The following is a 12,316-nucleotide window of genomic DNA, read 5'->3' as shown; positions in this document are numbered from 1 at the left end:
CTCGTCGGTGAGTTCGATGAGCGGGGTTCAGTGGCCGCAGTGGCCGGAGAGCAGCGGCGTTGCCGGGTCGTTCCGGGGCACCGCCACGGAGCGGAGAAGATCCGCCGCCCGGCGGAGCACCTCGGAAGGGTCGTTCCCGGGGACGACGGCGCACGGCGGCCTTACGGCTCCGTCGTCGGTCAGCTCGGACAGGGCCGCGGCGACCCGGGGGGCCAGGGCGGCGGCGGCCAGGCCGGTGACGAGCAGGGGCGCTCGCGTCAGCCGCGCGACGAGGAGCTCGCCGAGCGCCCAGGCGCTGCCACCGTCCTCGGGAGTTCGGTCGACGACGAGCACGACGACCTCGGGACTGCCGTGCAGCAGCCGCCGGTGCACGAGCGCGTCGTCGACCGTGGCCGGCACGGCGGGGTCCGCCCAGAGGCACTCGCAGCCGCTCAAGCCCGGCTCGCCGAGGAGCCGCAGCAGCCCGTCGGTGTCGTCGGAGAGCAGGGTCACGGGCTGCTCCGGAGCGGCCTCGACGACCGCCCGGGCGACGTCGGCCGTCGTGCCACCGGGGTTGCCCACCAGCAGGCAGTTCATCGGCCCTCCTCGCCAGCGGAGGGGTGGGGCTGGCTCGGGTCGGGGCCGAGGGGGGTCTCCAGGCCCTTGCCCACCTCCAGCGGCGTCGACCAGGTCAGCGCCTCCAGTGCCAGCGCGTCGAGCTTGATCGCCTGGTCGTGGCCCATCGACCGGATCTCCAGCCGCTCGCCGTTCCGGGTGGTCACCTTGCGGATGGTCACCGCGGCGAACTCGTTGGAGATGACGATCGTCGGCTGCTGCCCGTCATGGCCGTCGGGGGCCGTCACAGGTCCTCCTCGCTGGCGTTCGTCGACCCTGTGCCGGGCCGTGCTGTGCCCATCGGTGAGCTCGCAAGCTCGCTCACAGGAGGATCCGCAGCTGCGGGAAGTCGATGACGACCTGGTCGAGGACGACCCATCGACGGGCGAGGACGAGCTCGCCGTCGCGGCGCTCGATCCGGTCGGTGCGCTCACCGGTGATGTACTTCGGCGGATCGGACTGCCGGGTGCCGACCAGGGCGACGTTGGATCGGACCTCGTACACGTCCGCGTCGTCGGTCAGCCGCACGCGGACGTTCGTGACCAGGTGCCGGAACCGCACCGGCGGGTTCTCGCCCCACGCGGTCTCGTAGATGTCGGCGTCGAAGCGGCGGAACCACTGCGTGGACATCGACCACTTCGACTCGTCGATCAGCAGGCTGCGGTCGTCGTAGTGGGGCTTGAACGGGGAGTCCGGAGTGCGGGGCGTCGGCACCTGGTAGGTGAAGTCGTCGGCGACGACGTCCATCCACTCGTGCCACTTCCGGTCGTCGAGCAGCTCGCTCTCGAACGCGAGGAACTGGCTGATCTCGGAGACGAGGATCGCGTCGCCCAGCCGCGGGCGGCTCACCTCCGCCCGGGAGCCCACCACCTCGGCGCTCATCGGGCCACCGCCTCGACGGCGTCGAGGTCGACGACCTCCGCCCAGCGGCGGTGGAAGTTGCGGATGGTCCGCTCGGTCTTGTCGCCCTCGACCACGGAGCCGGGCCAGCCCAGCTCCGCCGACGCCTCCGGGTGGTGCTTGCCGCCCTCGAGGACGATCGGCAGCGTGCGCGACACGTCGCCCACGCTGGCCTCGGAGATGCCGACGAAGTTCTCCGTGTCGTCGATCTCGAACAGGCCGGACGGACCGTTGGTGCGCAGATAGGCCAGCCGGGACAGCCGCGCCCACTCCGGGTCGGCGCCCTTGGGGGCGAGGAAGAACCACAGCTGTTCGCTGGTGGTGGCGTCGATCGGGTAGCGGACGGTGATGCGGAAGTAGCGGGCGTGCAGGTCGGGCCCGTCGACGTTCGTCTTGAAGTTCTCGATGAACGACATGTTGGGGAACACCGACCCGTGGCCCACGGAGAGGCAGGACATCAGGTCCTGCTGAGCGGGGTCGAGCCGCTCGTCGAACGCCGGCCACATGTCCGTCGGGTAGCCGAAGTAGTGGTTGCCCTGCAGCCCCTTGAGCGGGAGCCGCTGGATGCGCATCGAGTGCCCGTTGTCCGTCGTAACCGTGCGGCCGGTGAACTTGGGTGCGACCTCGTCGGCGAGCTTGACCAGGTCCTTGGTGGTGGCGAACAGGCCGAGGTCGAACGCCGAGGCGTGCGTCACTGTGGTGTGGTAGCCGTCGCCCGAGAGGTTCTCGCCCTCGGTCTTCCAGTTGGCCCGGACGATGTTGCGGACCGGTGTGCCGACGACCTCCATGCCCTGCGGGTGCTTGCCGATAATGCTCTCGAGGTACCAGAGGATGTCGCCGAGGTACTCGCGCAGGGACGGCGCCTCAGCGTCCCAGGTGGCGAAGATCAAGCCGAGCTCGCTGTCCACCTGGGCCGGCGAGAACAGCGGGAGTTCCTTCTTGTCCAGGCCGCCCTTGCCGTAGACGTCGGCCTGGTAGGTGACGCCGCGGAGCTCGCCGGTGTTGGCGTAGGTCCAGCCGTGGTAGCTGCAGCGGAAGTGGGAGGCGTTGCCGCTGTCGGCGCGGCAGAGCGGCACCCCGCGGTGCCGGCAGGTGTTGAGGTGGACCCGCACCTGGCCGTGCTCGTCGCGGACGACGATGACGGGGTCGCGCCCCATCTTGCGCAGCACGTAGTCACCCGGCTCCGGGATCTCGCTCTCGTGCGCGACGTACTGCCAGCAGTGGCGGAAGATGGTGGCCATCTCACGCTGGAAGACCTCCTCGTCCCCCCAACTGCGACGAGCGACTGCCACCTGCGGCTGCCCCGTCTGGGTGATCGACATGAGGACTCCCTTCGCGCGGAATAAGCCTGGCCTCATCTTTGTCCCTTGTCATACAGAGCGCAAGAGCCACGCGTCCGACTGTAGCGACCCGGGATGGTCTCCATGCGGGTGTTGAAGATGGTATGTATGCCAGACCACGTGAAGGAGAGGGCTCCCATGCACGGACGTCTACCCTGGCCGACGCCGGATGATCTCGACGCGGACCGGCGCGCGGTGTACGACGCCATCGCCGGAGGGCCCCGCGCTGCCGGGCCGCAGGTGTTCCGGCTCACCGACGCAGAAGGGCGCCTGGAGGGCCCATTCAACGCCATGCTGGTCAGCCCGGGTGTCGGGCACGCGCTCCAGGATCTCGGTGCCGCGGTGCGGTATCGCACGTCGTTGAGCGACCGCGCGCGGGAGATCGCCATCCTGGCGCTGGCCGCGCTGCGGCGCAGCGACTTCGAGTGGTACGCGCACGAGCGGGTCGGCCGCCGGGCCGGGCTCACCGACGCCGAGATGGCCGCGATGCAGGAGGGCGGCACCCCGGAGTCGCTCTCCGCCGAGGAGGCGGTCCTCCTCCGGACCACCCGCCTGCTGGCGACCGACGGCGACCTCGGCGACGATGAGTTCCGAACCGCCGAGGAGCGGCTGGGCCGGGAGACGCTGGCGGAGCTGGTCGTGCTGGTCGGTTACTACGACCTGCTGGCCCTCTCCCTCCGTGTCTGGCGCACCCCCTGCCGGCGGGCGAGAGTTCGCCCTTCTCCCTGGAGTCCGCACGGTGACCACCGAACCGCAACTCACCGCCCCTCTGCAGCGGGTCGGCACCGGCTCCCTGACCGGCCGGACGACGAACGCGTTGCTCGACGCCATCCTCAATCGTCAGTTCCCCGACAACCGGCTGCCACCGGAGCCGGAGCTGGCCGAGCAGCTGGCCGTCAGCCGGACCACGATCCGAGCGGCTCTGCAGTCCCTGGAGCGCCTCGGCGTGCTCAGCCGGGCGCCCGGCCGCGGCACGATGGTCCGCGCCCACGTGGGACGCGAGAGCATCGTGCTCCAGCGCCTGATCGGGTTCCGTGGTCTGCTGCTGGAACGGCACGACGAGGTGCAGGTCGACCAGCGGTACTGGGTGCGGGACCACGCCGACGACGCCGCCGTCCGGATGCTGGGCATCCCGCGGGACACCACCGTGATCGTCAGCGCGAAGACCTTCGTGGCCGACGGTCACCCGGCGATCTACATCTCCGACCAGATCCCGCTGCACTACTGCGCGCCGTCGCTCCAGGAGCAACTCGTCGCCGGCGGCGACGTTCCGGTGCAGGACTCCATCTTCGAGTTCAGCCGCTCGTGGCCCGGCCGCGAGATCGACCACACGGTCGTGGAGCTGATCCCGGCGGTGGCGCCGGCCCCCGGCACGACGCTGCAAATCGCCGACGGCACCCCTTTCATGCGCCTGATGGAGACGCACTACAGCGTCAGCGGTGAACCGGTGGCCATGAGCGAGGTGCACGTCGACGACCGGTACGTGCGCTTCCACGTCGTCCGCCACGACTGATCCCGCACCGGCAGGTCCGGCGGCCCTGGCCGGCGCTCCACCCAGGAGGGCGGGTCACGGCCGGACTTCGTGCACCAGAGCTCCCCGAGTCATGACCGCGGCAGGCTCCGCCAGCGCGTCGAGGTCGTACCGCGGATCAGCCCGTACCGCGATCAGGTCTGCGCTGGAGCCCGGTTCCAGCCGGCCCACCTCGCCCGAGAGCCCGCAGGCCTCGGCCCCGGTCTCGGTGGCGGCGGCGAACGCCTGCGACGGCGTCATGCCGGAGGCGACGAGAGTGCGCAGACCCCACAGGTGGTCGGCGTGCCCGACGCCGTCGATGCCGCAGTCGGTGCCGACGGCCAGCCGCACGCCGTCCTCCCGGAGCCGCCGGAGGACGTCGAGCGCCACGTCCCTGGTGGTCCAGGGCAGGTCGTCGTCGAGCCACCGCCGATTGAGCGTGGGCACGACGACGATCCCCGCCTCGGCGATGCGCCGCGCAAGGGCGGCGTCGTACCGGACCCCTCCGCGGGTCGTCATCGTGCAGTGCTCGACGGTGTCCACGCCGGCGTCGACGGCACGCCGGATCCCGTCGACCCCGTGCGCGTGCACGGCGACCCGCATCCCCCCTTCGTGGGCCTGGCCCACCAACGCCCGCAGCACCGGCTCGTCGTAGACCGGCCGGTGGGGTGTGTCGCCCTCGGGGTGGAGGAACCCGCCGGTGAGCATCACCTTCACCACGTCGGCGCCGCCCTCGGCGTGCGCCCGGACCGACGCCGCCACCTCGGCCTCGGTGTCGCACTGGTCGCTCATGTACCAGCAGTGGCCGCCGGTGATCGTGATCGGCGCGTCGGCCGCGACGATCCGCGGGCCGGGCACCTCCCCGGCCGAGATCGCGTCGCGCAGCCGGGCTGACCGTTCGGCCCCGGCAGCCCAGGTCGCGCACGGTGGTGACCCCGTGCCGCAGGTAGGCGCGGGCGTTCTCGGCGCAGAGCCGGGCGAGCTCGTCGTCGCTGCCCTCCTGCATGACCGCGTCGCAGCGCAGCGAGCCGTCGAAGCCGAGGTGCGCGTGGGCGTCGACCAGCCCCGGGACGAGCGTCAGCGGGCGCAGGTCGACGGCGTCGGCGTCGCCGGGCACGTCGGCGGCCGGAATCACCGCGACGACGCGGCCCCCCGCCACCACCACGCCGGCGTCGGGCATCGCCGGCGCCCCGGCCGAGCGGACCAACGCGCCGCCGATGACGACGGTGCGCCGGCCGGCCCCCGCGTCAGATGGAGTCGAGGATGACATCGACCACGGCACAGCGACCGGACCGCACCGCCTTGAGGGCCTCGGTGAGGGCGTCGGCCAACCGCTCGGGCTCCTCGACGCGTTCCCCGTGCGCCCCGCAGGCGCGCGCCACCGCCGCGTAGTCGGGCGGCTCGGCCATGACGACCCCGGTGAAGTCCTGCCGGCTCACCGAAGCGCCGTCCGGGAACAGCGTCATGACGGGGAACTTGGCCGCCCGGTAGCCGGAGTTGTTGAGGACGACGGTCAGGAACGGGGCGCCCGCGTCGTGGGCAGCCCACAACGCCGCCACGGGCGAGCTGAAGACGAACGTGCCGTCGCCGACCAGCGCGACGACCTCCCGCTGCGGCTCGGCGAGCTTGACCCCCATGGCCGCCCCGAGCGCCCAGCCCAGGCCGGCGGCACTGATGGCGTGGATCGTGCCGGGCCGTTCCCGCAGGAGGTGCTCGCGCACCAGCATGTCGTTGGTGGTGACCTCTTCCATGACCACGGCGTCCGGATCCAGGACGGCGTTCAGCGCGGCCATCACCGCGACGGCGGAGACGGGTCGGGCCGCGCTGTCGCGGGCGATCAGTTCCTCCCGGGCCCGTGCCCGTTCGCGGGACGCCGCGGCCAGCTCGCCGGCTCGCCGCTGCCACCGGTCGGCACGTTCGTCGGTCCGTTCCGCCTCGACCGCCTCGACGAGCTGCCACAGCGCGCGGCCGCTGTCGGCCTGGATGGGGAGGTCGATCCGGAACCCGTAGTTGACCATCGACGCCTTGACCGGATCGAGGTCGATCTGCACGACGCGGGCGCTCTCCGGCGGGCGGCGGTTCAGCGGCACCCACGGCACCTCGACGTCCACGAGCAGGACGAGGTCGGCCTCCCGCAGCGTCTCCGCGGCGACGGCGTCGTCCTCCAGGTAGCACGGGTGCCCGGACGGCAGGTTGACGAACTCCCGCGTGTCGGCCAGCGGCAGGCCCGCCGTCTCCACCAGGCGGGCCATGGCCTCGGCCGACGACGCCTTCCGGCCGACCCGGCCGGTGATGACCAGGGGTCGCTCGGCCTCGGCGATCCAGCGGGCGGCCGTGCCGATGGCGTCGCGGCACGCGGCGGGCAGCACCGGCGGGCGCTGCCGCTCGGGCGGGATCACCCGGACGCCGTCGGTCGGGAGCATGAGCACCTCGCGCGCCACCGTCATGTAGACCGGGCCGGCGGGCTCGGCCCGGGCGACCTGGAAGGCCCGGGGCACCAGGTTGACCAGCGCCTCGGGCATGGTGAGCTCCTCGGCCCACTTCACGTACCCGCGGACGATGCCGATCTGGTCGGGCTGGTCCTGCTGCCAGTGGACGGCGATGGTCCGGCCGCCGGGAAGCTCCCCCTCCAGGGTGCGCGGGGCGGTCCCGGCGATGATCACGACGCCGGAATTCGCCCGCTGGGCGTTGTGCAGCATCGCGCCCAGGCTCTGGGTGCCGACGTCGACGTGCACGATGACGACCTGCGGCCGGCCGGTGCGCAGCCACATGCCCTGGGCGGCGGCCAGGGCGACCCGCTCGTCCGGGCAGAGCTGGATGGTGGGGACGTCGATCCCGCGGCCACGCAGGGCGACCGAGGCCTCCTGGATCGGCGCGGTGTCGGTGCCGGGGTTGAGGAAGATGCGGTCGACCCCCTGGGCCGACAGCAGCCGCAGCAGCGATTCGGCTCCGTTGCGGGCCTCCTCAACCTCGTCCGGGCGGGGTCGGTCGTCGAGGACGTCGGGGTTGTGCGGGGTCACGAAGCTCTCCGGGTGGTGGTGGGGACGAGGGGAACGGGGCTCAGGCGAAGCGGGCAGCGGCCACCGTCTTGAGCTCGAGGAACTCCTCTAGGCCGGCCACGCCCCACTCCCGGCCCAGACCACTGGCACCCACCCCGCCGAAGGGCATGTCACCCCCGGTGAACTGACCACCGTTGATGCCGATCATCCCGGCGCGGATCCGTCCGGCGACGCCGCGGGCCCGGTCCTCGTCCTCGCTCCAGACGTAGCCCGCCAGCCCGAACGGGGTGCCGTTGGCGATCCGGACCGCGTCGTCGACGTCCTCGTAGGCCTGCACCACCACGATCGGACCGAAGGTCTCCTCCTGCACCAGCGAGCCGTCCTCGGGTGCGGAGGCCACCAGCGTCGGCTGCACGTAGAAGCCGCGGTCGAAGTCGGGGTGCACACCCCCGCCGACGACCACGCGGCCACCCTGCTCCAACCCGGAGGAGAGCGCCGCGAGCACGCGGTCACGGTGGGTCGCGCTGACCAGCGGGCCCATGAACGTGCTCTCGTCGAACGGATCTCCGACGGGGACTGAGGCCATGCCGAAGGCGGCGAGCTCCAGGCACTCCTCGAGCCGGGCGGCGGGCACGAGCAGCCGGCTGGGCAGGATGCAGCTCTGGCCGGCGTTGAAGCAGCCCAGGGCCGCCGCGAGGGGTACGACCCGTTCCAGGTCCGCGTCGTCGAGGACGATGCTGGGTGACTTGCCGCCGAGCTCGAGATGCACGCGCTTGAGCTGGTCGGCTGCTGCCGCCATGACCTTGCGGCCCGTGGCGGTCGAGCCGGTGAAGCTGATCGCGTCCACCCGCGGGTCGGCGGTGAGCTGCGCGCCGAGGGAGTGGTCGGACGAGTGCACCACGTTGAGCACGCCCGCCGGGATGTCGGTCTCCTCGGCGACGAGCCGCCGATGAGCGCCGTGGTCCACGGGGTGTCGGGCGCGGGCTTGAGCACGACGGTGTTGCCCGCGGCGAGCGCGCCGGTCACCTTCGCCAGCGCGATGTCGAGGGGGATGTTCCACGGCGTGATCGCGCCCACCACGCCGATCGGCGTCCGCAGGATCTGCCGCACCGTCCGCATCGGCCCGGCCGTGACCTCCGGCAGCTCCGTGGCGTCCTGCCAGCCGTCGGCGAGGCCGGCCATGAACCGGACCTTCTCCACGACCGGGTCGACCTGGACGCCGGTCGTCAGGCGGACGGGACAGCCGAGCTCGGTGACCATCGCCAGCCGCAGGTCGTGGAGGTTGCGGGTCATCGCGTCGGCGAACTGCTCGAGGCAGTGCCGGCGGAAGGCGTCGTCGCGCGCCCACACCCCCTCGTCCTGAGCCCGTCGCGCCGCAGCCACGGCTCGGGCGAGGTCCTCGGCCGTACCGTCGGCGACCTCCCCGAGCACCTCCTCGGTCGCGGGGGCGACGTTCTGGAACCGCCTCCCCGAGGCGGACTCCACGAGCTCCCCGTCGACGAGCATGCGCGACTCGCCCCTGAACTCGCGGTCGCGGAGGTTCCGGGCGTCCTCGGGCAGCGGCCCGAGGATGTCGAGCAGGAAGCCGGCGAACTCCTCCGCGGCAGGCGTGCTGCGGGTGTCGGCAGTCTGGGTCATTTCGTGACTCTCCGATCTCGGACTCTGCGATTGCTGCGCGTCATCGGTGCGCGGGACGGTGGACTCGGCGCCCCGCGAGTCTCAGGCGTCCTCGGCCAGCGCCTTCTCGATGGGTTCGGGGTAGCCGTGGAACAGCTGCTCCGGGTCGTAGCGCCGACGGAGTTCCTGCAGTCGGCTCCAGCTCTCGGCCGAGAACGAACGCGCCAGCCGGTCGGGAGCCACGGTCAGGTCGACCTCGCTGAGGAAGTGCCCGCTGCTGTGCCGTTCGAGCCGCCCGGCGATCTCGCCGAGCCAACTCCGATTGGCCGCGTCGTCGGCCGGGTCCTCCCAGACGACGTACGGCAGGACCAAGGTGCGTGCGTCCATCGAGTAGGCGCCGATGTCCTGGGGCAGCCCGGTCGTCGCAGCGCCGTTTCCGGGCATGATCGCCATGACGAAGCTCTTGCCCGACGGCGCACGCTCCAGCAAGTCGCGTAGGTCGGGCAGCACACCCTCGGTGGTCGCGTCGGTCCAGAAGGTGTCCGCGAGGTACCGATGCCCCTCCGGGAAGCTGGCATCGAAAGCGAAGTGCAGCGACTCGAAAGGCACGGCGTCGAGATCCCCGTACACCAGGTGTGGCACCCCTGGGCCGCCGGCGAGCGGTGCCAGTGCCCGCCGTGCCTCCTCCTCGTCGTCGACGAAGGCCATGGCGGTGACCCCGACGAGGTGGTCGGGCACGCCGTCGCCGGGCGGCAGCATGGGCCGGTCCGGGCCGAAGGTCACGACTGCGACCTCGACGAAGGTCGGGAGCTCCGCGGAAGCGCGAGCGACCCAGGCGGTGACCGCGGAGAGGTCGGCAAGGGGGAACAACCAGGACGAGACGCGGGTGTCCAGGGGGCGGTCCTGCAGCTCGATCTCGAACTCCGTGACGACACCCGGGAAACCGGGACAGGAACCCCGAGCCAGCCACAGCAGGTCGGCGTTCTCCGATTCGGACGCGGTGACCAGCTCGCCCGATGCGGTCACGACACGCACGCTGCGGATCGAGTAGCAGGCAGGCTTCCAGTGGCCCCAGTTGAGTCCCAGGCCGCCCCCCAGCAGGTAGCCACCGGCACCAGGCGTGCCACAGTTACCAGCCGGGTAGGCGAAGCCCTCCGCCGCCAACGCCGCGACCAGCTGCGCGCTGGTGACAGCCGGTCCGATCCTGGCGGTCCGCGTCGACCTGTCGATCGACACGTGGGCGAAGGACGACATGTCCAGCAGGACACCGGAGTCGCGGACCGACGCACCGATCCAGCTGTGTCCCCCGGAACGGACGGCGACCCTGCGGGCTTCCGCCCGTGCCCCTACGACCGCGGCGACGACGTCGTCCTCGGTGCGGGGCACCAGCACTGCATCGGGACGCCGGTCGACCTCGAGCTTGTTGAACAGCCGCGCCGAGATCGCCTCCTCGAAGCGAGGATCGCCCCGCTCGATCCTGTCCATTCCGGCCACCTCCATGCCCGTCATCTCCCCTCCTGCATCGGCTCGATCCGGCCGCGGACAGGTCTCGACCCGCGATGCGCCCGGGCGGCACGACCGGTTACCGGCATCGTGGCGTGCTCGCTTTCAGGACGGGGTCGCACGGCGGCCCTCAGAGGACGTTGGACAGGAAGGAGCGGGTCCGCGGGTTCTGCGGGTCGTCGATGACGCGCCGGGCAGGACCGCGCTCGACGACGAGGCCGTCGTCCATGAACACGACCTGATCCGCGACCTCGCGTGCGAAGCCGACCTCGTGCGTGACGACGATCATCGTCATGCCGTCGCGGGACAGCTGGCGCATGACCTCCAGGACCTCGCCGACCAGTTCGGGATCGAGCGCGGACGTGGGCTCGTCGAAGAGCATGACCTTCGGGGACATCGCCAGCGCCCGGGCGATGGCCACGCGCTGCTGCTGGCCACCGGACAACTGCGAGGGGTAGTGGGCCGCGCGGTCCCCGAGCCCCACCCGCTCCAGCATGGTCAGCCCCTCGCGCCGGGCGCGCGCGCTGTCGTGCTCGAGCACGTGCAGCGGTCCGCACATGACGTTCTGCAGCGCGTTGAGGTGCGGGAAGAGGTTGAACCGCTGGAAGACCATGCCGAGCGCCTGGCGTTGCCGGCAGACCTCGACCTCCTTGAGCCTGTGCAGGTGCTCGCCGACCCGGCGGTACCCGATGAGCGCCCCGTCGACGAGGATGTCGCCGGCGTCGGCCTGCTCCAGGTGGTTGATGCAGCGCAGCAGCGTGCTCTTGCCCGAGCCCGACGGTCCGAGGATGCAGGCCACCTGCCCGGCGCCCACCTCCAGGTCGACGCCCTTGAGCACGTCGAGGGAGCCGAAGGACTTCCACAGCCCCGCCACCTGGACCATCGGGGTGTCCGGGTCGTCCGGACTGCGCTGCTCGGGCAGTGCCTGCTTGGCTCTCGTCAGCGCCATCTCAACCCTTCCTGGCGTAGTGCCGCTCGAGGAAGTACTGGCCGGTCGTGGCCACCGACGTCATCGCCAGGTACCAGAGGCTGGCGACGATGAGCAGCGCGGTCACCTGGTAGTTGACGTTGTAGATCCGCTGCGCGCTGAAGAGGAGCTCCGGGACGGCGATCACGGCCAGCAGCGAGGTCCCCTTCAACATGGTGATGAACTCGTTGCCGGTGGGCGGGATGACGATCCGCGTGGCCTGCGGGAGCACGATGCGCCGCATGGTGCGGCGCTTGGTCATCCCCAGCGCCTGCGCGGCCTCCACCTGGCCGCGGTCCACAGCGGTGATGCCACCGCGGATGATCTCGGACATGAAGGCGCCCTCGGCGAGGGTCAACCCGATCACCGCCGCGACGATGGGACTGATGACCTCGTTGGTGTCCCAGCTCCAGAACTCCGGGCCGAACGGAACGCCGATGGTCAGTCGCGGGAACAGCAGCGCGAGGTTGTACCAGAAGATGAGCTGCACCAGCACGGGAGTGCCGCGGAAGACCCAGACGTAGCCAACGGAGAGGGTCTTGAGCACGGGGCTGTGGGACTGTCCCATGAGGGCGCTGATCAGGCCCACGACGATCGCCAGGAGCATGCAGCCGATGGCGATGGCCAGCGTGACCCCGACGCCCCCGATGATCAGCGGGCTGAAGAGGTACTCCCCGACCACCTCCCAGCCGAGCCGCTCGTTGGTCGCGAGGGAGTTGGCCAGCAGCACGAGGAGGAACAGGACGATCACCGAGAGGATCCACTCGCCCCAACGGCTGCGGCGGGCGATCCGTCGCTTCGGCGGCCGGACCGGCGCGGCCGCCTCGGTGGTTCCGGTGACCGTCATGACTCCCCCAGCGGTCCGTCGGCGGGGCGCGCGCGGCGC

Annotated in this window: 11 protein-coding genes and 2 pseudogenes; 2 read left to right on the top strand and 11 right to left on the bottom strand. The window is 71.5% G+C overall.

The genetic code is table 11. The features are described from left to right. Positions 1–27: 27 nt before the first annotated feature. From MVA48_RS02470 to MVA48_RS02455, 4 genes are all read right to left on the bottom strand, one after another. Positions 28–576: a hypothetical protein gene (locus MVA48_RS02470; protein ID WP_246985419.1), complete on the bottom strand. Its 549-nt coding sequence runs from the start codon at positions 574–576 to the stop codon at positions 28–30. Next, the gene (locus MVA48_RS02465; RefSeq protein ID WP_246985417.1) at positions 573–842 is read right to left on the bottom strand and encodes a hypothetical protein; all 270 of its coding nucleotides are present in this window, start codon (positions 840–842) and stop codon (positions 573–575) included. The genes MVA48_RS02470 and MVA48_RS02465 overlap by 4 nt, the downstream gene beginning before the upstream one ends. 73 nt (positions 843–915) lie before the next feature. Continuing rightward, positions 916–1,476: an aromatic-ring-hydroxylating dioxygenase subunit beta gene (locus MVA48_RS02460; protein ID WP_246985415.1), complete on the bottom strand. Its 561-nt coding sequence runs from the start codon at positions 1,474–1,476 to the stop codon at positions 916–918. Beyond that, a complete protein-coding gene (locus MVA48_RS02455) occupies positions 1,473–2,816 on the bottom strand; it encodes an aromatic ring-hydroxylating oxygenase subunit alpha (protein WP_246985413.1) in 1,344 nt (447 codons plus the stop codon). The genes MVA48_RS02460 and MVA48_RS02455 overlap by 4 nt, the downstream gene beginning before the upstream one ends. Before the next feature lie 93 nt (positions 2,817–2,909). On the opposite strand from MVA48_RS02455, the pseudogene MVA48_RS23920 reads away from it, so the two are divergent. Together MVA48_RS23920 and MVA48_RS02450 are read left to right on the top strand one after the other, a co-directional pair. Beyond that, positions 2,910–3,311 (top strand): annotated as a pseudogene (locus MVA48_RS23920) (carboxymuconolactone decarboxylase family protein); the annotation flags it as partial. A 262-nt stretch (positions 3,312–3,573) separates the two neighbouring features. Then, on the top strand, positions 3,574–4,347 hold the full coding sequence (locus MVA48_RS02450) for a GntR family transcriptional regulator (RefSeq protein WP_246985411.1): 774 nt from the start codon (positions 3,574–3,576) through the stop codon (positions 4,345–4,347). Positions 4,348–4,401: 54 nt separating this feature from the next. Here MVA48_RS02450 and MVA48_RS02445 read toward each other — a convergent pair whose 3' ends face one another. The 7 genes and pseudogenes from MVA48_RS02445 to MVA48_RS02415 form a co-directional block, all read right to left on the bottom strand. Next, entirely contained in the window at positions 4,402–5,229 is an 828-nt protein-coding gene (locus tag MVA48_RS02445) for an amidohydrolase family protein (RefSeq protein WP_256461155.1), read from the bottom strand. A 362-nt stretch (positions 5,230–5,591) separates the two neighbouring features. Continuing rightward, positions 5,592–7,364 carry a thiamine pyrophosphate-requiring protein gene (locus tag MVA48_RS02440; RefSeq protein ID WP_246985409.1) on the bottom strand — a complete coding sequence of 591 codons (1,773 nt, stop codon included), beginning with the start codon at positions 7,362–7,364 and terminating at the stop codon, positions 5,592–5,594. Positions 7,365–7,404: 40 nt separating this feature from the next. Next, entirely contained in the window at positions 7,405–8,310 is a 906-nt protein-coding gene (locus tag MVA48_RS02435; RefSeq protein ID WP_246985407.1) for an aldehyde dehydrogenase family protein, read from the bottom strand. 41 nt (positions 8,311–8,351) lie between these two features. After that, positions 8,352–8,849 (bottom strand): annotated as a pseudogene (locus tag MVA48_RS23915) (aldehyde dehydrogenase family protein); the annotation flags it as partial. A 213-nt stretch (positions 8,850–9,062) separates the two neighbouring features. Continuing rightward, positions 9,063–10,469 (bottom strand): FAD-binding oxidoreductase, encoded by a 1,407-nt coding sequence (locus MVA48_RS02425; RefSeq protein WP_246985403.1) that lies wholly within the window; start codon positions 10,467–10,469, stop codon positions 9,063–9,065. Between the two features lie 124 nt (positions 10,470–10,593). Beyond that, positions 10,594–11,412 (bottom strand): amino acid ABC transporter ATP-binding protein, encoded by an 819-nt coding sequence (locus MVA48_RS02420; RefSeq protein WP_441300204.1) that lies wholly within the window; start codon positions 11,410–11,412, stop codon positions 10,594–10,596. A gap of 1 nt (position 11,413) precedes the next feature. After that, positions 11,414–12,277 (bottom strand): amino acid ABC transporter permease, encoded by an 864-nt coding sequence (locus MVA48_RS02415; protein WP_246985401.1) that lies wholly within the window; start codon positions 12,275–12,277, stop codon positions 11,414–11,416. Between the last annotated feature and the right edge of the window lie 39 nt (positions 12,278–12,316).

Source organism: Blastococcus sp. PRF04-17 (assembly GCF_023016265.1).
Classification (GTDB): Bacteria; Actinomycetota; Actinomycetes; order Mycobacteriales; family Geodermatophilaceae; genus Blastococcus_B.
Note: the sequence above shows the minus strand (reverse complement) of the source record. Positions and strands in the feature narration are given on the sequence as shown.

Bases quoted from the DNA above. Each gene is read 5' to 3' on its own strand.
- MVA48_RS02455 (WP_246985413.1), bottom strand. From the start codon at position 2,816: ATGTCGATCACCCAGACGGGGCAGCCGCAGGTGGCAGTCGCTCGTCGC.
- MVA48_RS02420 (WP_441300204.1), bottom strand. From the start codon at position 11,412: ATGGCGCTGACGAGAGCCAAGCAGGCACTGCCCGAGCAGCGCAGTCCG.
- MVA48_RS02460 (WP_246985415.1), bottom strand. From the start codon at position 1,476: ATGAGCGCCGAGGTGGTGGGCTCCCGGGCGGAGGTGAGCCGCCCGCGG.
- MVA48_RS02470 (WP_246985419.1), bottom strand. From the start codon at position 576: ATGAACTGCCTGCTGGTGGGCAACCCCGGTGGCACGACGGCCGACGTC.
- MVA48_RS02415 (WP_246985401.1), bottom strand. From the start codon at position 12,277: ATGACGGTCACCGGAACCACCGAGGCGGCCGCGCCGGTCCGGCCGCCG.
- MVA48_RS02425 (WP_246985403.1), bottom strand. From the start codon at position 10,469: ATGACGGGCATGGAGGTGGCCGGAATGGACAGGATCGAGCGGGGCGAT.